This is a genomic window from Bacillus sp. PK5-006 (assembly GCF_054161415.1).
The window spans coordinates 2,570,678-2,593,844 of record NZ_CP096414.1; the positions used below are offsets into that span (position 1 = coordinate 2,570,678).

Genomic DNA, 23,167 nt, shown 5'->3' on the forward strand with positions numbered 1-23,167 from the left:
TCTTTTTATGTGAATTATTCACTTTGTGATTCTATTGCCTTTAAAAAGGTTTCTGCTGGCTCTGCAATCATAGATTCCTCGCTGATTCGGTGCTCATTGAAATATTTTTTCACGATATAAAACCCGGTAGCGTAACCAAGCATTTTAGGGTAGTTCCCTTTTCCATAAAGAAGATTCTGTATCAGCCTTTCGTCGTCCTGGACTCTTTGATCAAGATGACTGGATACCCATTTCTTGTACATACGCTGAAGCTGTTCTTCGCTATAGAAGGTGGTCCATTTCGCTGTATAGTTTTCTCCATATCTATGATACACAGCATATTCAGCGAGCCCCTCCATCATGATTGTATCGAGGAATGTAAAGTCTTTTTCTTCTTTTGAGAGAAAATGCAGCCTGCATACATGGTGATATTCATGAGTCAGCAATGTACCGATTCGCTCCTTCGGGGTATTTGGAGACAAAAAAAGAAAGACCTTGTCATCAAATGCCATGCCGGATTGATAATAAAATTGCTCTCTGATTTCTCTGCTGCTCTCATTGACAGGTAAAATAAACACAGGAATGTCTGGACCTTCCCACTGCTTTTGAAGCGTTTGATATTCTTTCATGACAAGCTTGAAGTACCCTTTTTCCTTGAGCTTGTCGATCATGTTTTTGCACGAGCTCCAAGACCGAACCATCCCGTGATGCTGCAGGTGAGCGAGGATAGACGACCATTCTTTTTCCTCGGCCCCTTTAAAATAAGGAACAAAGCGCGCTGCAAGCTCCTGAAATGATGATGATTGATGAATGAGATATTGTGTATTGATCAGACCCATACCGCTGAACACCTCCATTTTCATCATATGCAAAAAAGCGGCGATCTGTTTATCGACCGCCGCTTTCTCAGCAAGTATTATGCTTCGTATTTTTTGAAAATAATTGTCGCATTATGCCCGCCAAAACCAAGTGAGTTACTTAAAGCCACTTGTACTTCTTTTGAACGTGCTTCATTTGCTACATAATCAAGATCACATTCTTCATCCGGTGTTTCAAGATTAATCGTTGGAGGAAGGACGCTGTCTTTAATCGCAAGAACAGAGAAAATGGCTTCTACTCCGCCTGCTGCGCCAAGTAAGTGACCTGTCATTGATTTTGTCGAACTGATCGCAAGCTTGTTCGCATGCTCTCCGAACACTTCTTTAATCGCCATTGTTTCAAATTTATCATTGTAAGGTGTGCTTGTACCGTGGGCATTGATATAATCAATGTCTTCCACAGACAAACCTGCATCTCGAATCGCTTCTTTCATTGCACGGACGCCGCCTTCTCCATTTGGAGCTGGTGCTGTTATATGGTAGGCATCTCCAGTTGAACCATAACCAACGATTTCTGCATAAATGGTCGCACCACGTTTTAAGGCATGCTCAAGTTCTTCAAGAACAATAATCCCTGCACCCTCACCCATGACAAATCCGTCACGGTTTTTGTCGAATGGACGGCTTGCTGTCTTTGGATCAGGATTTGTCGAAAGGGCTTTGTTCGCACAGAAACCTGCAAACGACATTTTTGTTAATGGCGCTTCTGTTCCGCCTGTGATCATCGCATCTGCATCGCCGCGCTGAATAACTTTAAATGCATCACCAATTGAGTTTGTTCCTGTTGCACATGCTGTCACTGTACAAGAGTTAACCCCTTTTGCGCCAAGTGCAATAGAAATTTGGCCTGTCGCCATATCAGGAATCATCATTGGGACGAAGAATGGACTGACGCGTCTTGCCCCTTTATTTGAATACACTTCGAACTGCTCTTCAAATGTTTCAAGTCCGCCAATACCAGACCCAACCCATACACCAACACGCGGTGCGATTTCATCTGTGATTTCAAGACGTGAATCTTCCAGCGCTTTTTGAGCAGCAACGACTGCATATTGCGTGAAGCGTGCCATTTTTCGCGCTTCTTTTTTCTCCATGTAATCTTCAATGTTAAAATCTTTTAGTTCTGCCGCTACTTTTGCGGTATATTCACTTGAATCGACACGTGTAATAGGTCCAACCCCTGATACACCCGCTAAAGCATTTTTCCATGTTGACTCTACATCGTTGCCAAGTGGTGTCAAAGCACCTAATCCTGTAACAACTACTCGTTTTTTATCCATTAATTTGTGCACCCCACTCTTTTATCGGCCCCACCGCATAGCGATTGCGCCCCAAGTTAATCCGCCACCAAAACCAACCATTACAATCACATCGCCGTCATGAATTTTTCCGGCTTCGATTTCTTCACATAGTGAAATTGGAATGGATGCTGCTGATGTGTTTCCATATTTATGGACAGTCTTCGACATTTTTTCAACTGGAAGCTCTAAGCGTTCGCGTGCTGCTTCCATAATGCGAATATTTGCTTGATGCGGGATCAAGAAATCAACGTCTTCTTTTGATAGTCCAGCTTTTTCAATGACATTTACACTTGACTCGCCCATTTGTCTTACAGCAAATTTAAATACTTCTCGTCCATTCATGATTGTATGATCTTTTTCATCTAAGTACAAGTGCTTCCCGCCGCTTCCATCTGCTCCAAGTTCAAATGATAGAATTCCTTTACCTTCGCTGACTTCTCCCAGCACAGCAGCTCCAGCTCCATCTCCAAACAAAACAGCTGTATTGCGGTCATCCCAGTCGGTAATGCGAGAAAGCTTTTCAACACCGACGACAAGCACGTGTTTGTAAGTTCCTGATTCGATAAATTGTTTTCCAGTAACAAGCCCATACATAAAGCCAGCACACGCAGCGCTAATATCCATTGCACATGCTTTATGTGCACCGAGCTGCTCTTGAATCATACAAGCAACTGTCGGAAATGCTTGATCTGGCGTGACTGTCGCCACAAGAATCATATCGATATCTTCTGCAGCCACATCTGCGTCAGCTAATGCTTTTTTTGCAGCAGCAAGCGCCATATGAGATGTATTGACATCATCAGATGCAATTCTTCTTTCTTCTATACCTGTTCTAGTACGAATCCACTCGTCAGAAGTTTCAACCATTTTTTCTAAATCATGATTTGTTAATACTTTTTCAGGTATATAGCGGCCAAGGCCAATAATTCCAGCATTCATTGAATAAGACTCCTTTTACTCATACGAGCATGTGATATTGTGATCTTATATTAGTATCTGGTACTAATTTTACCTTATTTTTTTCTTCTTGGCAATACAAACGTCTAACCTTTCCTCTCACTTTTTTCATAGATTAATGATATATACCAATAGTAGAAAGGAACATGTGATATGGCGCAAAAAGATATTTTCTCAGCAATGATGTTTGGACAGCCGCTTGAAAAGGAGAAAAGCAAGACAGAGGCAAAGGAGGAACGTGCGGAGACATCTTCAAGTGATGACTCAATTGACTACATGCATGTCATGAATCAAATTGGGAACATTATGAACTCCATCGATGAGCTGAAGCCTGTGTTTAAAGATGTTGGTCCTATGATTAGTGCCTTCAAGAAAAAATTATCATAAAAAAAGCCACTATTCTGTGGCTTTTTCTGATTCTGCATCTGCTTTTCCAAGCTCGTATGCTTCTTGCATGACAGATGTAAATAATGTTAGAAGCGGCTGAAGTGCTTCAGGCTCAAGCTGAATCCCTGCTTTATCTAACTCTTCCTTCGCCTGCGGAAAATACTTCATGGCAATTTGTAAAAATTCCATCGATTTTTCGTGCTGCATGTCGTCGTCTCCTCACTTTTCATTTGGCAGTTTACCTGTTTTTTTGTATGACGCAATATCACTTTCAATGTCTTTCACAAAAGCGTCGTCAATGGTGGAACTAAATTTCCCCATCTCGACCACTCCTTCTTTAAAATCAAAGGAGTACTCATCTTGTTCATTTAGCTTGCCTTCATTAAACTTCTTTGCAATGATACTATACGCTTTATCAACATGCTGTACAGTGCTCGTTAAAACTGTATGGCTGCCGAGGTTGGATTGATCGGTGACGTACCCGATCGCTGATAAATTATCGGCTTTGATTTGTTCAATGACAGGGATATTATAACCATCACCTGCTGGATACACAACATCAACGCCCTGCTTTTTTAATTTTTGATAGAGCTCCACCGCTTTGTCAGCATCATCCCAGTTTTCGACAAACTCTGCTAATACTTGTACATGTTCATCTTGATATTTTGCTCCTTTGATAAAGCCGTCTACTTCACTTTGCCAATCATATGTAGCAAGAATACCAATCTTTTTTGTTTTTGACATATGTGCAGCTGTCATGCCTCCGAAAAAGCCCATCGCTTCACCTTTAAACGTCACGTTTGTGACATTGCCCGCCTGAGGCTTGTTTCCATTGACCGTAATAAATTGTATGTTTGGATAATCTTCACTGATCAAGTTAAAAATTTCACTGTATTCATTGCCATGGCCAATAATCAAATTGACTCCTTTTTTATGGAATTCTTCAATGGCATCAACGATTTTCTCCTTGTCGACCATTCCTTCCTTATAATAAACATCTACACCAAATGTTGATTGGATACTTAATAAGCCTTTATAACCTTTCGTTCCCCAAACTTGATCATTGATCGTATCGGGGACGAGTAAACCCACCTTCTCAATTTTTCCTTTTAAAGGCGCCTGCGAGCAGGCAGATAATAGAAGAAGGAACGAAAAGATCATGACAAGCCGCTGGTACTTCATGCCATGTTCAACTCCCTTTTACAACATGCAGTGATGAACCTGTATGTTAAATATAGGTTTATTTTATACTGAAAAAAGATAAGATGGAAGATCATTCTTGCTTTTTGTCGAAAAATGTTGAGTTTTGTCTTTTCCATTCTGCAATCATGTCTTCTGCTTGTTTGTCATCTGTTTGGCTTTCTACCTTCAATTCATACGTCATGTCCTGTCTTTGACCTGTGTCCGATGCCCATTGTAACAATTCCTTTGCCACATCTTCTACAAAAAGTGAATCTGCACGCTTTGTTTGATCTTCATTGAGTGTCCATGGTCCGAACATGCGAGGAAGAATCACTGCCGGCACATTCTGTTTCGCTGATTCGTTTTCAGGTTTTTCATAAAGAATCTGGTACATGCCATGCTCTGCTTTGATGTCTTTCTGCCTGTTATGCGGTTCCTCTGATTGAATAAAAATGAGGTCATACGTGTCCTTGCTATCCTGAAGGTCAATGACACGAACGAGATCATTTCTGCCCAGCCACATCATCCGCTCTTCTAACAGTGCCTTTTGTTCTTCTTTAAGATCATGAGGACGCGTGATATCCACTTGAATGCCCTCTTTCATCATATATTCACAAAGTGTCAGGCCAAAAAACTCATCTGCCCCTATGATCAGTCCTGTTTCCATGTTCACGTCCCCTTTTTTAATATCGAATAAAAAGAAGAGCCCTTTCTATGAAGGGCTGTTATCATCCTATTCATCACAATTCTCTTTCATGCGATTTATAAAACTTGTGAATGGATTGAAAGATTCTTCTCGGATGATCAAACATATGCAGCGTGAGATCGACCTGACAATGTTCTGGATTTTTCATATGCTGATCAATAAAAGGCTTTGCGTGAAGTTCATATGCATAAGGTGCGCCGTTTAGCCTTTGCCATATATGAATCGGCACATGAGCAGAATGAACAGGACAAGAAGGCAGTGGATACGTTTCAGCTTCCTTTTCAGAACAGCCATAGCTCTCTGCTAACTCTTTGAGCAGCTGCTTATAAAAGAATTTGTGTTCCTTTTCTCTTTCTCGTTGTGCATCCAGATTCAGACATGGATTCACCATCGCAATGGACCTTAGTACTTCAGGCATCTCCTCAGCAAGGCTCATGGCAACAAGTGCACCCATTCCCTCTGCGAGCACATGAATTTCCCGGTTTAATATTTCTTGTTTTAGTGTGTGATGCACGAGCTGCTTGGCACTAAAAACAGCATCTTCGCATCCCCAGTGATTCCCATGAAGATGACTATTAAACAATGTATATCCTTCATCCTTTAAGGCAGTTAAAAGCTGGTTTCTTCCATAATGCTGGAGCCAGAATGATGTATTTTCCTGCACAAAGTGATTTCGGTCACCGAGGATTAGAATGCCAAAGCCATTTGGTTTTTGAGGAAGGTGAATGATGTTCCACTGGGAACCAAGCTGGAAAAAACGTTCGCTTACACCCATATGGCCAGCCTCCTTTCAGTGATTCTGCTTTCTATGATATGAACAACAACTCTTGTAGGAATAAGGAAATCCCCTAAAGACAGAAGAATTCTTTTTATTTTTATCGCAGAAGGTCTCAAAATGGTCACATAAAGGCGGAAAACAGTCTTTTCCCTTCACTTGCATCTATGGTATGATAATCAATAGATTGTTACATAAAGGACGGTGGGATTATGCATTATATTATCACCCTCATTTGGACTTTTCTGCTGACACATATGGCTGGTTACATCGTTGCCTCTATGAATGGAGCTGCTTATGATTTTACGCTCACTTCCATTCTTGCAGTTGTGTTTACGGTTATTTTATTCATCTTTGCTGAAGTAAGTCCAATGAAAGAAACGGAAAGTTCAACAAAACATTCTTAATATGACTTGTGAAAAAGAGCTAAATTGATGTTTAGCTCTTTTTTCTTTTTGCAGAGTGATTGCGGCACGCTAAAACCCCCTGCCTTAAACATACAGGGGGTTTTTATTGTTTATACCTCGACGGTTTCGGACTTCTGTTTGTCCGCTGTCAAATGGCTTTTCGCAAGCCCTGTAAACAGGAAGATCGCGATACCTGATAAAATTTCAAGGATTCCTCCGCCAGCAATGACAGGTCCCGCTCCAAATCTTTCTGCCAGGACGCCTGATACGACAGCTGCAAGCGGGAGAAAGACATTTGATGAGGCATTGATCACAGCATATACTTGCGGCTGATCCTCTTGGTCAACAGATGTTTGAATAATGACCATTTCCGGCACATTGATCGCACTGACAGCAGCTCCGAAAATAAAGGAAGCAAGCAGAACAACCGGCAGCCATGTACTCATCCCTGTAATAAAGAATGCAGCCCCTTCAATCATGCCAGCGACAATAAAGAACAAACCAAATCTCTTAATTTTCACTTTTGCCAGAGCAAAGCCCATCATAAACGCGCCAACTGCGGCAACACCTCTTAAAATGGAATACACCATGGAGTCGCTTTGCAGCGCTTCTGCTACGTATACCGCTGACAGTGCCTGCCACGGAGCTGCTGCGACATTCATTAAGATACAATACAGCGTGAGCGCAAATAAAATGTGATGGTTTTTGACAACGAGAAAACCTCTTTTTAAGTTATACAAATATGTATTCTTCGCTTGTTTAATGCCCGCTGCTTTTTCTTCATCGGTTTTCTTTAGTTTGACCCCGATAATAAACAGACCAGAAATCACAAATAAAGCAGTGGTGATCAGCAGAGTATCTGCAGGTCCAATTAATTTAACCAAAAGACCTGCCACCATGACTGCTGCAAGTGCAACAATCTCAAAAGAAGATTGCAGGATTGCATTTGCTTTTTGAATGAGATGCTTTGGAACAATCTGCGGTAAGATCGCCACCGAAGCTGGATTATAAGCTGCACCTGTTGCCGATTGAATAACCATTAATGAAATCAATAACCATAGAGGCAATAGATGCGAAAAGTGCAGAAGTGGAATAATGAGTACAATTGTTGCTCGAACAACATCTGAAGCGAACATCCATTTAGACAAATGGTGCTTTTTCATAAGAGGTCCTAATATTGGGGCTAACAAAGATGAAGGGAGAACAGTTACTGCTAGAAGAAGTCCTGTACCGAGCGCTCCATCCCCTCTTAAAATCAATAGCCAAAGGACGGATGTAAAAGCAAAACTTTCCCCTGTGTTTTTAATGAGTCTTGATATGAATAATGAGGTGAAGCGTTTATTCCAAACACTTTCACTGAGATTCATCTTTTCCATCACACAAATCCTTTCAACAATATATTACATATTTTACCTTAAGTTCTCTTTTTTTCATACTATTTATTTGAAAATTTGAACTTAATTGTTTTTTATTATAAAGAAAAAAGAGGCATGACACATGCCTCTAAAGTCTTATTCCTGCTGACTCTTAGTCAATTGCTTACGGCTTTCTTTGGTAGGTCCAAACACGATTATGGTTCGAGTTATCAGGAAAGACATCGCCTGCTTTAAGCTTAATCTTTAAAGGATCTTTCACCATACTTCCAGTTTCGCCGATCTCGATATACACACCATTATTCGGTGCTTTATTCCCTGATTTAAACTGATGCTGCTGACCCATTTTCATCCTCCTTTCTCGATTGATGTTATTATGTCCCGTCCCTTGGCTCTCCAATCCTTTATGCAAAAAGTCCCTGCTCATACGAGTCAGGGACACTTGGATTTATTTGGATGGTTGATACATAAGTTCTTTCATTAACGCTTTTTGCACATGCAGGCGGTTTTCTGCCTGTTGAAATACTTTTGATTGCGGCCCGTCAATAATATCTGCCGTCACTTCTTCCCCGCGATGTGCCGGGAGACAATGAAGGAAAATATAGTCCTTTGCTGCATGACTCATCAGTTCGTCATTGACTTGATATTCTTTAAATTCAGCAAGACGTTTCTCTGTTTCTGCTTCCTGCCCCATGCTTGTAAACACATCTGAATAAATAACATCTGCATCTTTTACAGCTGCAACAGGATCTGTTGTCACGGTCACTTCTGCGCCTGATTGTTTTGCAAACTCACGGGCAGTGTCTGTTACTTCTTGAAGTGGTTCATAGCCTTTTGGTGATGCAACCGCAATGTCACAGCCTAGCTGCGCACAGCCGACCATCAAGGAGTGCGCCACGTTATTTCCGTCACCGATATAGGCCACTTTGATTCCTTTTAAAGTACCTTTTGTTTCTTTAATGGTTAATAAATCAGCAAGCGCCTGACATGGATGTGAGTAGTCGGTTAATCCATTAATGACTGGAATAGACGCGTATTGTGCAAGCTCTTCAACCTTCTCATGTTCAAAGGTTCGAATCATAATACCGTCGACATAACCAGACAGCACCTGCGCTGTATCACTGATGGTTTCTCCTCTGCCAATTTGCAAATCATTTGAGCTGAGGAAGAGCGCATGTCCTCCTAGCTGCGTCATCCCCGCTTCAAACGAGACACGGGTTCTAGTTGAAGATTTTTCAAAGATCATCGCTAACGTTTTTCCTTTGAATAAATCTTGATATGGGTTTTGTTTCATTTCTTCCGCTTTTTCAATTAAATAAGCAATCTCATGGATTGAGAAATCTTTTAATGATAAAAAGTCTTTTCCGTATAATGCCGGTTGCACGTCGACTTGACTCATGCCGTCACTTCCTTTTTATATAATTCATGGAGCGATACTGGTGATACATCTCCATTTTTCCCTTGCAGGAATGCTTGAACTGTTTCATATTCGGTTAGGACTTGAACGCCGTGTGTGAGTGCTTTTACACGCTGCTCTTTTGCCTCTTCATCTTCTCCTAAATGAATATGAAGGGATTTATCTTCATTCTGCAGCCAAGATTCAAAGCTGCCAGTCCAGACGTCAAAGCCTGCATGCTTCGCTTCATCTATCAATTGCTCGCTGCCTTGTATAAAAAGGCTTCCTTTTTGCTTCCAGATCGGCGCAAACACTTTTTTCAAGGCGCTTTCGGCGTTCTTGCCTACACACATTCCTTCTCCTGTCGCTTTCATTTCAGGTGTCAGCTTGAGGTCGATATCTTGAATGGCATGTGATGAGAACACTGGGAATTTGACCGCTGTCCCCCCTTTGTTTTTCGTTGCAGGGTTTAGTTCTTCAAGCGATGCACCAGCTAATAATTGAGTGGCCATTGGGATCATATCAATGCCCATTACCTTACTGACGACTGGTACAGTCCGGCTTGCCCTCGGATTCACTTCTAATACAAGCGCCTGATCCCCTTTGATGACAAATTGGATATTCATAATGCCCTTGAACGCTAATTTCTTCGCTATTTGTTCAGACGCAGTATGCACCTGCTGTTTGATGTCTTCACTGATTGAGATACTTGGTAAAATGGCAAAGCTGTCACCTGAGTGCACGCCCGCTTTCTCAATATGTTCTACGATGGTTGGAATGAACGCCTTTTTTCCGTCAGAAATAAGATCGACTTCAATTTCTTTTCCAGTGACGTACTCATCAATTAAGATTGGGTATGGCAAATGATCTGGCTGATCAAGCAGTGACGCCAAATGTGCTTCTGACTGAACAACGATCATTCCCATTCCGCCAATGACATACGATGGGCGAATTAATACAGGGTAACCGATGCTTTTCGCATGTACGAGTGCTTCTTCTTTTGAATGAGCCGTATCTCCTTTTGCGTGAGGAAGATTCAGTTCATCAAGAAGCTGATAGAATAAATCACGGTCTTCAAGTGCATCCAGCGTATCAAAGGACGTACCTAACAACGTGACACCGGCTTTTTCCAAGCCTTCTGCGACGTTAATCGCAGTCTGTCCGCCAAATTGGACAATGACAAAATCAATCTGTTCTGCTTCCACAACGTTTAGGATGTGCTCTAATGTAATCGGCTCAAAATATAAACGATCGGCAATCTCATAATCAGTACTGACTGTTTCTGGATTGTTGTTCATCATGATGGTTTCAAATCCAAGCTTTTGCAAGGTCAGAACGCCATGAACGGCACTGTAATCAAACTCGACCCCCTGCCCGATTCGGATCGGACCAGAGCCAATGATGAGTGCACGCTGCTTTGTTTTTTCTTGATGTTCACCATCGCTTTTGCCGAAGTAGGTGGAATAGAAGTAATTCGTTTTTGCATCAAATTCCGCCGCACATGTGTCAACAATTTTAAATGAAGCAGCAATACCGTATTCTTGACGAAGCTGCCTGATTGACTCTTCCGTGTGACCCGTAAGAAGAGCAATCGTTTCATCAAGGAAACCCTTTTCCTTTACCTTTTTCAAGGTATCTTTTGATAGCGTCCCCTTATGATCTTTCAATTCTTGTTCGAGCGTAATCATATTCTGGAACACATGTAAGAAGAATCGATCAATTTTCGTCGTTTGATGAATCGTTTCAACCGTTTCTTGTCTTGAAAGAAGCTCCATAACAGCGAAAAACCGGCGATCGTCTGGTGTTTTGATGAGTTCAAATAATTGTTCTGTCGATTGCTCTTTCAGTTCTGGAAGGTGGAAGCCCTTCGTTTTAATTTCAAGTGATGCAACTGCTTTTTGAATGGCTGACTCTAAATTCCGATCAATCGCCATGACTTCACCAGTGGCCTTCATTTTTGTGCCTAATTGACGGTCTGCCTGTTTAAATTTATCAAACGGCCAGCGCGGGAATTTCACGACAACATAATCGAGTGCCGGCTCAAAACTAGCATAGGTTGTGCCTGTGAGCGGGTTTTTCAATTCGTCTAGCGTATAACCCACCGCAAGCTTAGCTGCCATTTTCGCAATCGGATAGCCTGTTGCTTTTGATGCAAGAGCGGAAGAACGGCTGACCCGAGGATTCACCTCAATGACAAAGTATTCTTTACTGAGTGGATCAAGGGCAAATTGGATGTTGCAGCCGCCGACTACATCCAGCGCTGAAATGATTTTCAGGCTTGCAGAACGGAGCATTTGGTAATCCTGATCTGTTAATGTTTGGGAAGGTGCAACGACAATCGAGTCTCCTGTATGCACACCAACTGGATCGATATTTTCCATGTTGCATACCGTGATACACGTATTTTGACGGTCTCTCATGACCTCATATTCGACTTCTTTAAAGCCAGCTATGCTTTTTTCAACTAAACACTGGTGAATTGGACTCGCTAAAAGAGCTCCTTCAATGAGCGGCTTAAACGCCTCTTCTGTTAGAGCGATTCCGCCGCCTTTACCGCCAAGTGTGTATGCTGGTCTTAGGATAACTGGGAAGCCGACTTCTTTTGCAAATTGAAGAGCATCTTCCGCATTATCCACAATTTCACTATCTGGCACAGGTTCGTTCAAATGCTTCATGAGAGCACGGAATTTCTCTCGATCTTCACCGTTTTCAATGGTTTCAACTGACGTTCCGAGCAGGGTCACCCCATGCTTTTTCAGCACACCGGCTTTTTCCAGCTCGACAGCAAGGTTTAAAGCCGTCTGTCCGCCAAGGTTGGCTAAAAGACCATCTGGTTTTTCCTTTTCAATGATTCTTGTCACTGAATCAACTGAAAGCGGTTCAAAATAGATTTCATCAGCAAATGACTCGTCTGTCATAATGGTTGCTGGGTTATTATTCACTAAGATGACTTTGTAGCCTTCTTCTTTTAAGGCCATACATCCTTGTGTTCCTGAGTAATCAAATTCTGCTGCCTGACCAATGATGATTGGACCAGACCCGATGACTAGAATGGTTTGTATGCTTTGATCTTTAGGCATGTGCGACTTCTCTCCTTGCTTGTTTCACTTTCTCAATAAAATCATCGAATACCCATTCACTTTCAGCAGGCCCTGGGTGTGCTTCTGGATGAAATTGAACTGACATAATCAGCTTTTCTTTATGAATGAATCCTTCTACAGATCCATCATTGACATGAAGGAATTTCACATCCACTTCTTTGTCATTCATGCTTTTTTCATTCACAACATAGCTGTGGTTCTGACTTGTCATAAATACACGTTTTGACTCTGTATCCTGGACAGGATGATTCGCTCCCCTGTGGCCAAATGGCAGCTTATACGTATCTCCGCCAAGTGCAAGAGCGATCAATTGGTGACCTAGGCAGATCCCAAGTGTCGGAAATGACATCATGATGTCATGAATTGTTTTTAAATACGGTGTCATGGTTTTCGGGTCTCCAGGTCCGTTTGACAAGAGGATCGCATCCGGCTTAATCTCAAATACCTTTTCCATTTGTTTATATGGAATGACGGTTACTTTACAGCCGCGTGCTGCAAGCGAATCTGCAATTGATTTTTTAAAGCCAAAATCAATGAGCGCCACATGCTCCTCACCGCTGCCTTGTGTGTAAATCTCACTATCTGTCACCTGTGCGACGACATTGTCTTGTTTCATTGCAGGCGGTGTTTCGTTTTCGTCTACACTGAGCACAGCGTTCATCGTTCCATTTGCCCGGATGTTTTGCACGACTGCGCGCGTATCTGTATGTGTCAGAAGCGGGATATTCCACTTTTGTAAATAATCTTTTAAGCTGACCGCTGCAAGATGATGTGAAAATTGCTCTGCTGCCTCGTACACAACCACCGCTTTTACTTGAGGCTTCTTGCTCTCAAAGTCTTCATGGTTAATGCCGTAATTTCCGATCAGCGGATATGTGAAAACAATGATCTGACCTTTATAGGAAGGATCTGTGAGCACCTCTTGATAACCTGTCATACCTGTAAAAAAGACCACTTCACCTGTGATGCCAGCTTCTCCTGTCAGATCTCCTTCAAAAGAGGCTCCATCTTCTAAATTTAAATAACCTTTCATGCTTATGTCACCCCAAAAATTGAATAATTAATGATACAAATGTATTTTTATACGTTCGTTTGTAAAAAAATTTACACCGAAACTGTTTTATTGGCTAATACTTGAACAATTGCTTCGATCGCTTGATCCAGCTCTGCTTTCTTCACATTCAGCGGCGGTAATAAACGAATGACATTCGGACCAGCTGGAAGCACCAGTAGCCCTTGTTCTCTAAGAGCTGTGATATAGCCGGCGACTGGCTGATCACATTCAATACCTGCCATCAATCCTTTTCCCCGCACTTCTTTTACGATATTCAGCTGTTTGACATTTTGCAGCTTTTCTAACAGGTAATCACCCTTTTCTTTCACTTCTGAAAGAAACTCTTCTTTGAAAATGACATCGAGTGTCGCATTCACAGCGGCCATGGCGAGCATATTCCCACCAAATGTTGTACCATGTGAACCTGGAGAGAATGCATCTCCTAGAGCTTTTTTCCCTATGACTGCACCAACTGGAAAGCCGTTTCCTAACCCTTTTGCTGCTGAGATAATATCAGGGTCAAGACATGTCTCTTCGTACGCAAATGCTGTTCCTGTACGACCGATGCCCGTTTGAATTTCATCTACAATCAGCAGTGCTTCATGCTTTTTGCAAAATGCTTGAACGGCTTCAAGGAATTCTGGTGTCGCTGGATTCACTCCACCTTCACCTTGCACAACCTCCAGCATCACCGCTGCCACATCATCGACTGCACAGGCTGACATAGCGTCTGGATCATTAAACGGTACGTAGTGAAAGCCTTCCAGCATAGGGCCAAAGCCAGTTTTGATTTTATCTTGACCTGTGGCAGCCATACCAGCATACGTGCGCCCATGGAAAGAGTGCAAAAATGTGACGATATTTGTTTTCCCTGTCGCTTTACGTGCTAATTTAATGGCACCTTCATTTGCCTCTGCCCCGCTATTACAGAAAAACACGAGATCCCCTGAACTGTTTGCTGCCAGCTTTTCTGCTGCTTTTTCTTGCAGTCCATTTTCAAATAGATTCGATACATGCCAGACGTGGTCAAGCTGTTCCTTGATGGCTTGATTGACCTTTGGATGATTGTGGCCTAAATTTGTAACAGCAATGCCTTGTATAAAGTCTAAATATTTTTTTCCATTTGTATCGATTGCCCAAGAACCTGCTGCCTCTTTAATTTCAACATTCCACCGTCCATAGTTTTGAAAAAGATGACTCACAGGACCGCCTCCTTTTGTTTCACGATTCTTGTTCCTTTAAAGGTTTCTCCTGTAAAGATACTGCCTTTGCCATTTACGATCATCACTTCATCTACATCACCTGATAAAGCACTCAAAGCGGATTGTACTTTTGGAATCATTCCCCCGGAAATAATGCCTTCATCAATGAGTGAAAGGGCTTCTTGTTCTGTGACGACATCTAATAGTTCACCATTTTTTAAAATGCCTTCAACATCTGTGACAAACATGAGCTTATCAGCTTTCATAGCTCCGGCGACAGCTGATGCAGCTAAATCAGCATTCACATTTAAGGTTTGGCATTCTTCCGTCATAGACAGCGGCGCAATCACAGGAATGAATTGTTTCTCCATGAGTGCTTCTGCCATTTCTGGATGAACTTCTTTGATTTCACCAACGTACCCGTAAACGTCTTGATCAAGGAAATCGGCGACAAGCATCTGCCCATCTTTACCGGATACGCCGACAGATGATATATCATGCTTTGCGAGCTCTGACACAAAGTATTTATTGACTGTTCCTGAGAGAACCATTTCGGCTACCTCTAACACAGGCTTCGTTGTTTTACGCTGACCATCAACAAATTCTGTTTTCACTTCTAATTTTTGCAGCATGTCGGTGATTTCAGGTCCTCCGCCATGCACGATAGCCAGCTTAAATCCAGCAGCTTGAAGTGAGCGGACATTTTCATAAAATGTATCTGAAAGTTCTCGAATGACACTGCCTCCACACTTGAACACGATCGTTTTATTCATGTCTATCTCCTTCTTTATGTGCGATAGCTCGCGTTAATTTTCACATAATCATAGGTAAGATCACAGCCCCATGCTGCAGCTTCACCATTCCCCTCACTCATTTGAATGAAAATCGTAATCTCATCCTGCTCTAGATATGCTTTTGCTTCCTCTTCTGAGAATGGCTGCGGTTCATTGTGTTTGAATAAACATTGTCCGCCTAAATAGACTTCTACCTCTTCCGGTGTGACGGAAGCTGCGCTATGACCAATAGCTCCAACGATTCGGCCCCAGTTGGCATCTGTACCATATACAGCGGTTTTAACAAGACTTGAACCAACGATTTTTTTTGCAATGATGCCGGCTTCCAAGTTATTTTTAGCACCAGCGACTTTTGCTTCAATTAATTTGGTTGCGCCTTCTCCATCTCTCGCAATCTCTTTGGCTAAATCCTCGCAAGCTAGTTTTAATCCTTCTTTAAACAATGGCCACTCTGGATGCTCTTCATTGAGTGCATCGTTTTGTGCCATTCCATTTGCCATCACAAGCACCATATCGTTTGTCGAAGTTTCTCCATCGACGGTAATTTGATTAAAAGTCACATCCGTAATGTCACGAAGCGCTTGCTGTAAGGCTTCCTGTTCGACATTTGCATCTGTTGTGACAAAGCCAAGCATTGTCGCCATGTTCGGGTGAATCATGCCAGAGCCTTTTGCTGCGCCTGAAATGATGATCTCTTTTCCGTTTATCGTAAGGGTGTATGCTGTATTTTTAATGACAGTATCTGTCGTTAAGATCGCTTCTTCAAAATGGCCTTTTTCGGCTTTTGCTTCTTTTAACTCGGCGATGCCCTTTTTGATTTTATCCATCTCAAGACATTCCCCAATGACACCTGTAGAAGAAACAGCAATATAATCAGGTGCTACACCTAACATATCTGCACAGGCTGCCTGCATGTCGTATGCGTCTTTTAATCCCTGCTCACCAGTACATGCATTGGCGATGGCACTATTGACAATGACACCTTTTAATTGTCCTGTCTTTTTTAAGCTTTGTTGTGTGACTTTGAGAGGCGCAGCTTGAAAGTGACTTTGTGTGTAGACGGCTGCACTTACTGCTGGTACTTCGCTGACGATGAGGCCAAGGTCTTTTTTTGAATAGCGCAAGCCAATGTGAATCCCCTTTGCTTCAAAGCCTTTTGGTGATGATACGTCACCGTCTATTTTGACAATGCTTTTTTCATTCAATTCGATCATGTTTGTTGTCTCCCCTGTTCTCTTATGGATAAAGAGGTGTCATTGTGAGGCCCGCCTCTTCATGTAAGCCTTTGATGATGTTGAAGTTTTGAACCGCTTGACCGGCCGCACCTTTCATGAGATTGTCTATGACCGACACGATTGTCAGTCTCCCTGTTCGCTCATCTAAATGAAAGCCAATATCACAGAAGTTACTGCCGTATACTTCTTTCGTTTGTGGATAAACGCCGTGATCTCTCACTCTGACAAAATAGGAATCTTCATAAAAGTCTTTCATTCGCTTCATCAATTCTTCTTTTGTGACATCTGTTTTTAATTGTGTATACATCGTCGCCATAATCCCTCTTGTCATCGGGACAAGATGCGTAGAAAATGTGACGTTCGCCGTCTGCGGGTTCCATTCTCTTAATATTTGCTCTATTTCTGGCGTATGCTGATGCTCATTCACCTTATAAATTTTAAAGTTATCGTTTAGTTCTGAAAAATGCGTGCCAAGTGAGGCAGATCGTCCGGCACCGGACACCCCTGTTTTTGCATCTATTATAATCATGGATTCATCGATGACATTCTGTTTGATGAGCGGTGCTAAACCGAGAAGAACTGCGGTAGGAAAGCAGCCCGGATTGGCAATCACTTCAGCCTGTTGAATTTTGTCACGATTCAGTTCGGATAAACCGTACACCGCTTGTTGAACAGATGCTGTATCCGCTGCCCTTCGTTTATACCAAGCTTCATAGGTTGCTCCATCATGAATGCGCAAATCACCTGATAAATCAATGATCGGCACTCCTTGATTCATAAGCTTTGGCGTCAGTTCACTTGATACGCCTGCTGGTGTCGCTAAAAACACAGCATCTGTCTCTCGCACAATGGCAGCCGGGTCAATGGCTTTTAATGTTTGGTCAGTAATCGTTGTTAGATGCGGATAAGATTGACTGTATGATTGCCCATCACCACTTGATGAATACAATATACATTCCTCCACATGCGGGTGATGCTTGAAGATACGAACCAATTCCGCACCACCGTACCCTGTAGCACCTATAATACCTATTTTCAACGTCAATACACCCTCTTGATCTTTGTGAAATTATTTAACATTATAACATGTATAAAAATTAATTCAATTGTATATTTAATATTTGTTTTCATTTTTTTTCAACAAAAAATCCGCATATCTTCATGAGACATGCGGATTTATCTTTCGTTTTTGATATAGAGGACCATGAGTGCACTGCATAAATATAATATGGAGCTTGCATAAAAAATGAAGTAAACGGTAAAGAAATCAGCAAACAGGCCGCCAAGCATAATGGCAATGGATGAAAATAGGGCTGTCCAAAAATGATAGTGACCGACTTCTTTCATTCGTTTGTTCTCTGTTGTGAGGACCGCTTAAACCAAACACACCTTAGGCAAGACCAAACTGTGAATAGCTTGATTCAACATTTTTAATAAAAATAATGTAAAAGGAAATATCAAACTGCTGGCGAAAAACATCCATTATATCAAGCTACTCTCTTCCTCCACCTTAATTTTTCATAAAAAAAACCTGGCATGAGTTTAACTCATACCAGGCATTTTTGCTTATTGAATACCGAGCGCAATTTTTGCGTATCTTGACATTTTGTCTCGTGTCCAAGGCGGATTCCATACGATGTGAACTTCTGTTTCTTTTACTTCTGGAAGATCACTTAATGCTTTTTTGACTTCATCCACGATAATTGGTGCAAGAGGACAACCCATTGATGTTAAGGTCATGGTGATATCCGCTTTTCCATTCTCATCAAGATCGACATCATAGACAAGTCCAAGGTTGACAATGTCGACATTCAGCTCAGGGTCAATCACCTGTTCTAGGGCGCCTAAAATATTTTCTTTCAATGCTTCATCCATGATATCCACTCCTTTTTCCATTAGTATAACGTACTTTTTCTTCTGACTAAACGTTTGTGCTTTTCAGATGTGTCACAAACCAGTCAATCGTTTCAAACATCGCTTGTCTTGAGACTTTATGGCCTGCTTGTCCATCAGTAATAAAGCGAATCAGATGCGGATCCTGCTTATATTGTGTGGCCGCTAACTCATCATATAGGGATTTTGCGTGCCGGTAAGGGACGACAGGATCATTTTCTGCATGCCAGAATAAGAGCGGTCTTTTATTTAATCGATCCGTTTGCAGCGTTAAATCATATGGGCGCAGGGCGTCTAATTGCAGATGAACCTCTTCGTCTGTAATGTCTTTCATTAACCCTTTGTGACGCATGTCCATGATTTGTGCTTTTAGAAACGTCGTATAGTTTGGACTTCCCATCAAGCTGACAGCGGCTTTGATCCAATCATGCTTGGCAAGTGCACCAAAGGTGGTGATGCCGCCCATGGATGTACCCGCAACGCCTATCAGATCGGCTTCAATCAATTGTTTTTCTTGAAAGTATGTTTTAAGTATATCGATTTCACGAATTTCGTTCAGCACAATTTCCCAGAACTTTGATGCCAGTTCCTCTAAGCTGAGGTTTTCTGATCTTACACCATGATAAGCACAGTCAGGCAAAATGACTCTCATGCCTTTTTCCGCCAAATGGAAGGCGAAGTGTAAATTATGCTCGCGTGCACTTGTAAATCCATGAATAAAAAATACAAGCGGCAGCGGTTTGTCTTTATTTTCAGCTTTTACGATATGTAAAAATGGAATATCGCGCGTAATTTGCTCATCAATGGTGATCACAGCCTATGAATCCTCCTTTATCATTCCCGTCTTTGTTTATTTTAACATGTAGACAACAAAGATGTGATAAAGATACACTATAGATAGAGGCGTTAACATGAATTGCCTCCTATCACTTACAGATCAAAGGAGATTTTATGGAGACTAAACCTTATCTAATCGCACTTGACCTGGATGGCACATTATTAAAAGATGATAAAACCATTTCTGCGCATACACTTGACGTCATTCGAAAAGTGAGAGACAGCGGGCATCATGTCTGTATATCAACAGGCCGGCCATTTCGATCCAGCTCTCCTTATTATCTGCAATTACAGCTTGATTCACCCATTGTGAATTTTAACGGAGCGTTTGTCCATCATCCTCTTGATGAAAAATGGGGCAGATTTCATACGTCACTTGATCTTCAAGTGGTCAAACAGCTTGTAGACATTAGTGAAGAGTATAAAGTGCACAATGTGTTGGCTGAAGTGTTAGACGATTTGTATTTCCATTATCATGATGAAAAACTCATTGATATCTTTAATATGAATGCAAACAAAGTTACTGTTGGAGACCTTAGGGACAACCTTGGAGAGAATGTGACGAGCGTGTTAATCCATGCAAAAGAAGAGGACGTCGGAGCTATTCGAAGCTATTTATCAGATGTCCATGCAGAAGTGATTGATCACAGGCGCTGGGCTGCCCCGTGGCACGTGATTGAAATCATTAAAACAGGCATGAACAAAGCCGTTGGACTGCAAAAGATCAGTGATTATTACGGTGTTCCTAAGGAGCGGATTGTGGCATTCGGAGATGAAGACAATGATTTAGAAATGCTTGAATTTGCTGGTTGCGGTGTAGCAATGGGCAACGGCATTGATGCCGTGAAACGTGTCTCAAATGAAGTCACTGATACAAATGAACAAGACGGGATTGCGAAGTTTCTAACGAATTACTTCTCGCTTTAATTTTTCCATTCATACATAGCAGATGGAAGCGGGCATACTACCGTTAGACAGGTTGTCCTGTCAGCTTGTGTAAAGGGGCGGATTCCGAATGGGTAAAAGAAGCAAATCGAAACGCTTTATACAACAAGGTAAAGATTCAGTCAGTCTTCATGACGCACGCTTTCCTTATCGTTCGACACTTGAAGAAGCGTCAGACAGAGGAAATATGAAGACTGATGCTTCTGGAGGTTCATTGTGAGAAACGAACTTTTTGATCAAGCCAAATCGTTTACTGAAGAAGCTCTTACTTCTTCATTTTCATCTGGGTTAGAGCGTCAGCAGGCAGTGAAACGGGCGAAAAACGCCGTATCGTCTGCATTTGCCAATTCGACAGATGCAGAAAGAAACCAGCTGCATACCTTCCAAGACTTGCTCGATGATCTCTAACATAAAAAAGCTGTCCACAATAGATGGACAGCTTTTTCTGATTCCTGCACTTATTTGACTTGGAACGTTTTCTTCTCCGTGATTTGTTTCAGCCCTTCTGCTTTTCCTTTAAACGTAACGACTGCTTCGTACGTTCCGGGCTTTACTCCGTTTGACCACGTATCTTGAAAATCATAGGCCTCGCCTTTTTTCAGTACGAAAGATTGGATGGCCTGTGTGAACATACGGTCTTTCGAATAGCGGTATTGTTCATTTCCGTTTTCGTCATACACACTAAGTTCGAATTTTTGGCTTGTGTTAAAGGTAAATTCAATATCTCGATCTGATTCATTTTTCAGTGACATGTTAAATTGAACTGAAGAACCTTTCTGGACGGGGTCTACTGTGAGCTCAACCGTTTTTTCTCCCATTTGACCGGATACCTCCTTGTCTGGTTCATCCTTTTTTTGTTGTCCACAAGCGGCTAAAACCAATAGAATGAGAAGAAGCACCAACCCTTTTTTCATCTGCTACCCACCTTTTAATCTCGTCTGAAAAATCCAAGAATATTGGTTGTCTGCACAATATTTGTAAAGGCTTTTGGATCGACTTCTTTAATAATTTGTTCAAGTTCATATAGCTCATACCTTGTAATGACGATCACCATCATTTCCTTTTGTTCGTTGGTGAATGCGCCTTTTGCAGGTACAGTCGTAATGCCTCTGACCATTTTTCCATAAATGGCTTCTTTGATTTCATCTGCTTTCTTCGTGACAATCATCGCGGTCAGCTTCTCATGTCTTGTATGGATGGCATCAATGACCCTTGTGGTCACATATAATGTGACAAGGGTATATAATGCTTTCTCCCAACCTTGTAATAATCCTGCTGTAAAAATGATGATTCCATTTAAAATGAAGAAATACGTGCCAACTGGTTTATCCTTCCATTTCGCTAAAACCATAGCAACAATGTCAAGTCCGCCTGTCGAAGCCCCGTATTTGAGCGTGATTCCAATCCCTACTGCGGATATGACACCGCCAAACACAGCATTTAATAAAATATCGTGGGAAACACTCGTTTCTGGTAAAATGCCAAGGAAAATGGTCGTCAGTGCAACACTGATGATGCTGTACAAAGTAAAGGAACGGCCAACTTTCATCCAGCCTAAAATGCCGACTGGAATGTTTAAAATAAATAATAGAATCCCTGTTGATACATAAAATGGCGCATATTGATCGATTAAGCTGGATAACAGCTGGGCTACCCCTGTAAAACCGCTCGCATATACGTCAGCTGGGATTAAGAATAAATTCAGTCCAATCGCATTGAGTAATGCACCAATAACGACGACAATGAGTTTTTTTGCTTCTCCAATGAACATGTTGTCATTCCTCCACTTACCATTCTCTCTATGGTTTTCCCTAAAATTTAGAATTTGAACACGAAAAGATGATTTCTATGATATAGTTAGGCTAAAAAGATGTAAAATATGGCTTATTTTTTAGAAAGAAGGGATTTATATGACTGTTCATATCATAGCAGACAGTGCTGCTGATCTGCCTCTTTCTTATTATGATGAACATAACATAACGCTCATTCCGCTACGCGTGTTACTTGGCGAGCAGGAATTTGAGGATTTGATCACCATTGAACCAAAACAAGTATTTGATGCGATGAGACAAGGAGCCAGTCCAAAAACGTCACAGGCTTCACCAAACCGGATCAAGGAAACCTTTGTTTCCGCCGCTCAAACCCATACATCTGCCATCTATGTCGCTTTTTCATCAGAGCTTTCAGGTACATACCAGACAGCTGTGATGATGGCAAACGAAGTGAAGGAAGAATACCCTGATTTTGATTTACGAATCATTGATTCTAAATGCGCTTCACTCGGCTATGGGCTTGCTGTCAAACACGCTCAATCACTTGCCATTGACGGAAATACAATACAAGAAATTGAAACGTCTGTAAAGCATTTTTGTGAATCTTTACAACATATTTTTACTGTAGACGATTTATCGTATTTAGCAAGAGGCGGAAGAATCAGTAAAGCGTCCGCATTTGTTGGCGGTTTGTTAAGCATTAAGCCCATTTTACATGTCGAAGATGGAAAACTCATCCCGCTCGAAAAAATCCGCGGACGTAAAAAGCTGCTGAAACGCATTATTGAACTAATGAAAGAACGCGGAACGGATTGGTCGAACCAAACGGTTGGTATTAGTCATGGTGATGATCCTGCACTGGCGGAAGACATGAAACAGCTGATCGAAGCCGAATTTCATCCAAAGGAAATTGATATTCAGATCATCGGCGCCGCTGTTGGGTCCCATTCAGGACCTAGCACGCTTGCGATCTTTTTTACAGGCAAATGATCA

26 protein-coding genes and 1 pseudogene are annotated in these 23,167 nt (G+C 41.8%); 6 read left to right on the forward strand and 21 right to left on the reverse strand.

Annotation, left to right across the window (positions count from 1 at the left end; all coding sequences use genetic code 11):
* Positions 1–14 precede the first annotated feature (14 nt).
* From M1D84_RS13385 to M1D84_RS13395, 3 genes are all read right to left on the reverse strand, one after another.
* On the reverse strand, positions 15–818 hold the full coding sequence (locus M1D84_RS13385) for a DUF2268 domain-containing protein (protein WP_024425050.1): 804 nt from the start codon (positions 816–818) through the stop codon (positions 15–17).
* A 77-nt stretch (positions 819–895) separates the two neighbouring features.
* The gene (gene fabF / locus M1D84_RS13390; RefSeq protein WP_024425051.1) at positions 896–2,137 is read right to left on the reverse strand and encodes a beta-ketoacyl-ACP synthase II; all 1,242 of its coding nucleotides are present in this window, start codon (positions 2,135–2,137) and stop codon (positions 896–898) included.
* A 21-nt stretch (positions 2,138–2,158) separates the two neighbouring features.
* Positions 2,159–3,097 (reverse strand): beta-ketoacyl-ACP synthase III, encoded by a 939-nt coding sequence (locus tag M1D84_RS13395; RefSeq protein WP_024425052.1) that lies wholly within the window; start codon positions 3,095–3,097, stop codon positions 2,159–2,161.
* Positions 3,098–3,268: 171 nt separating this feature from the next.
* Here M1D84_RS13395 and M1D84_RS13400 point away from each other — a divergent pair, with 171 nt between their 5' ends.
* A complete protein-coding gene (locus M1D84_RS13400) occupies positions 3,269–3,502 on the forward strand; it encodes a hypothetical protein (RefSeq protein WP_024425053.1) in 234 nt (77 codons plus the stop codon).
* Positions 3,503–3,511: 9 nt separating this feature from the next.
* Here M1D84_RS13400 and M1D84_RS13405 read toward each other — a convergent pair whose 3' ends face one another.
* From M1D84_RS13405 to M1D84_RS13420, 4 genes are all read right to left on the reverse strand, one after another.
* Positions 3,512–3,709, reverse strand: coding sequence for a ComZ family protein (locus M1D84_RS13405; protein ID WP_024425054.1), 198 nt, complete (start codon positions 3,707–3,709; stop codon positions 3,512–3,514).
* Between the two features lie 12 nt (positions 3,710–3,721).
* On the reverse strand, positions 3,722–4,684 hold the full coding sequence (locus M1D84_RS13410; protein ID WP_024425055.1) for a BMP family ABC transporter substrate-binding protein: 963 nt from the start codon (positions 4,682–4,684) through the stop codon (positions 3,722–3,724).
* Between the two features lie 91 nt (positions 4,685–4,775).
* Positions 4,776–5,351 (reverse strand): hypothetical protein, encoded by a 576-nt coding sequence (locus M1D84_RS13415; protein ID WP_024426490.1) that lies wholly within the window; start codon positions 5,349–5,351, stop codon positions 4,776–4,778.
* A 73-nt stretch (positions 5,352–5,424) separates the two neighbouring features.
* On the reverse strand, positions 5,425–6,165 hold the full coding sequence (locus tag M1D84_RS13420; RefSeq protein ID WP_024425057.1) for a hypothetical protein: 741 nt from the start codon (positions 6,163–6,165) through the stop codon (positions 5,425–5,427).
* A gap of 212 nt (positions 6,166–6,377) precedes the next feature.
* Here M1D84_RS13420 and M1D84_RS13425 point away from each other — a divergent pair, with 212 nt between their 5' ends.
* Positions 6,378–6,572 (forward strand): YjzD family protein, encoded by a 195-nt coding sequence (locus tag M1D84_RS13425; protein ID WP_003211779.1) that lies wholly within the window; start codon positions 6,378–6,380, stop codon positions 6,570–6,572.
* Positions 6,573–6,682: 110 nt separating this feature from the next.
* Here the strand turns inward: M1D84_RS13425 and M1D84_RS13430 are convergent, their stop codons facing one another.
* The 12 genes and pseudogenes from M1D84_RS13430 to M1D84_RS13485 all read right to left on the reverse strand — a co-directional run bounded on the left by M1D84_RS13430 (position 6,683) and on the right by M1D84_RS13485 (position 19,434).
* On the reverse strand, positions 6,683–7,948 hold the full coding sequence (locus tag M1D84_RS13430; RefSeq protein WP_024426491.1) for an MFS transporter: 1,266 nt from the start codon (positions 7,946–7,948) through the stop codon (positions 6,683–6,685).
* A 163-nt stretch (positions 7,949–8,111) separates the two neighbouring features.
* Positions 8,112–8,291 (reverse strand): YjzC family protein, encoded by a 180-nt coding sequence (locus M1D84_RS13435; protein WP_008348517.1) that lies wholly within the window; start codon positions 8,289–8,291, stop codon positions 8,112–8,114.
* Positions 8,292–8,393: 102 nt separating this feature from the next.
* Positions 8,394–9,344, reverse strand: coding sequence for an ornithine carbamoyltransferase (gene argF / locus M1D84_RS13440; protein ID WP_041110110.1), 951 nt, complete (start codon positions 9,342–9,344; stop codon positions 8,394–8,396).
* Complete coding sequence (locus tag M1D84_RS13445) at positions 9,341–12,421, reverse strand: carbamoyl phosphate synthase large subunit (RefSeq protein WP_277722144.1); 3,081 nt, start codon at positions 12,419–12,421, stop codon at positions 9,341–9,343. Before M1D84_RS13445 ends, argF begins: the two co-directional genes overlap by 4 nt.
* Positions 12,414–13,475, reverse strand: coding sequence for a carbamoyl phosphate synthase small subunit (locus M1D84_RS13450; RefSeq protein ID WP_332284607.1), 1,062 nt, complete (start codon positions 13,473–13,475; stop codon positions 12,414–12,416). The genes M1D84_RS13445 and M1D84_RS13450 overlap by 8 nt, the downstream gene beginning before the upstream one ends.
* Before the next feature lie 71 nt (positions 13,476–13,546).
* Positions 13,547–14,698, reverse strand: coding sequence for an acetylornithine transaminase (locus tag M1D84_RS13455; protein WP_041110104.1), 1,152 nt, complete (start codon positions 14,696–14,698; stop codon positions 13,547–13,549).
* A complete protein-coding gene (gene argB / locus M1D84_RS13460) occupies positions 14,695–15,471 on the reverse strand; it encodes an acetylglutamate kinase (RefSeq protein ID WP_025093396.1) in 777 nt (258 codons plus the stop codon). The genes M1D84_RS13455 and argB overlap by 4 nt, the downstream gene beginning before the upstream one ends.
* A 14-nt stretch (positions 15,472–15,485) precedes the next feature.
* Entirely contained in the window at positions 15,486–16,706 is a 1,221-nt protein-coding gene (argJ, locus tag M1D84_RS13465) for a bifunctional ornithine acetyltransferase/N-acetylglutamate synthase (RefSeq protein WP_332284609.1), read from the reverse strand.
* A 22-nt stretch (positions 16,707–16,728) separates the two neighbouring features.
* Positions 16,729–17,766 (reverse strand): N-acetyl-gamma-glutamyl-phosphate reductase, encoded by a 1,038-nt coding sequence (gene argC, locus M1D84_RS13470; RefSeq protein ID WP_224426369.1) that lies wholly within the window; start codon positions 17,764–17,766, stop codon positions 16,729–16,731.
* A gap of 137 nt (positions 17,767–17,903) precedes the next feature.
* Positions 17,904–18,206 (reverse strand): annotated as a pseudogene (locus tag M1D84_RS13475) (hypothetical protein).
* Positions 18,207–18,293: 87 nt separating this feature from the next.
* Positions 18,294–18,602, reverse strand: coding sequence for a metal-sulfur cluster assembly factor (locus M1D84_RS13480; protein ID WP_024425066.1), 309 nt, complete (start codon positions 18,600–18,602; stop codon positions 18,294–18,296).
* Positions 18,603–18,648: 46 nt separating this feature from the next.
* Complete coding sequence (locus M1D84_RS13485) at positions 18,649–19,434, reverse strand: alpha/beta fold hydrolase (protein WP_024425067.1); 786 nt, start codon at positions 19,432–19,434, stop codon at positions 18,649–18,651.
* Positions 19,435–19,571: 137 nt separating this feature from the next.
* Between M1D84_RS13485 and M1D84_RS13490 the strand changes: the two genes are divergently transcribed.
* From M1D84_RS13490 to M1D84_RS13500, 3 genes are all read left to right on the forward strand, one after another.
* Positions 19,572–20,384, forward strand: a complete 813-nt coding sequence (locus M1D84_RS13490; RefSeq protein WP_122631171.1) for a Cof-type HAD-IIB family hydrolase — start codon at positions 19,572–19,574, stop codon at positions 20,382–20,384.
* Positions 20,385–20,472: 88 nt separating this feature from the next.
* The gene (locus M1D84_RS13495; RefSeq protein ID WP_024425069.1) at positions 20,473–20,622 is read left to right on the forward strand and encodes a hypothetical protein; all 150 of its coding nucleotides are present in this window, start codon (positions 20,473–20,475) and stop codon (positions 20,620–20,622) included.
* A complete protein-coding gene (locus M1D84_RS13500) occupies positions 20,619–20,810 on the forward strand; it encodes a DUF3813 domain-containing protein (RefSeq protein WP_024425070.1) in 192 nt (63 codons plus the stop codon). The genes M1D84_RS13495 and M1D84_RS13500 overlap by 4 nt, the downstream gene beginning before the upstream one ends.
* Before the next feature lie 50 nt (positions 20,811–20,860).
* Here the strand turns inward: M1D84_RS13500 and M1D84_RS13505 are convergent, their stop codons facing one another.
* Both M1D84_RS13505 and M1D84_RS13510 read right to left on the reverse strand, forming a co-directional pair.
* Positions 20,861–21,316, reverse strand: coding sequence for a BsuPI-related putative proteinase inhibitor (locus M1D84_RS13505; RefSeq protein ID WP_048238454.1), 456 nt, complete (start codon positions 21,314–21,316; stop codon positions 20,861–20,863).
* Between the two features lie 14 nt (positions 21,317–21,330).
* Entirely contained in the window at positions 21,331–22,173 is an 843-nt protein-coding gene (locus tag M1D84_RS13510; protein WP_024425072.1) for a YitT family protein, read from the reverse strand.
* Between the two features lie 139 nt (positions 22,174–22,312).
* On the opposite strand from M1D84_RS13510, the gene M1D84_RS13515 reads away from it, so the two are divergent.
* Entirely contained in the window at positions 22,313–23,164 is an 852-nt protein-coding gene (locus tag M1D84_RS13515; RefSeq protein WP_024425073.1) for a DegV family protein, read from the forward strand.
* The last annotated feature ends 3 nt before the right edge of the window (positions 23,165–23,167 follow it).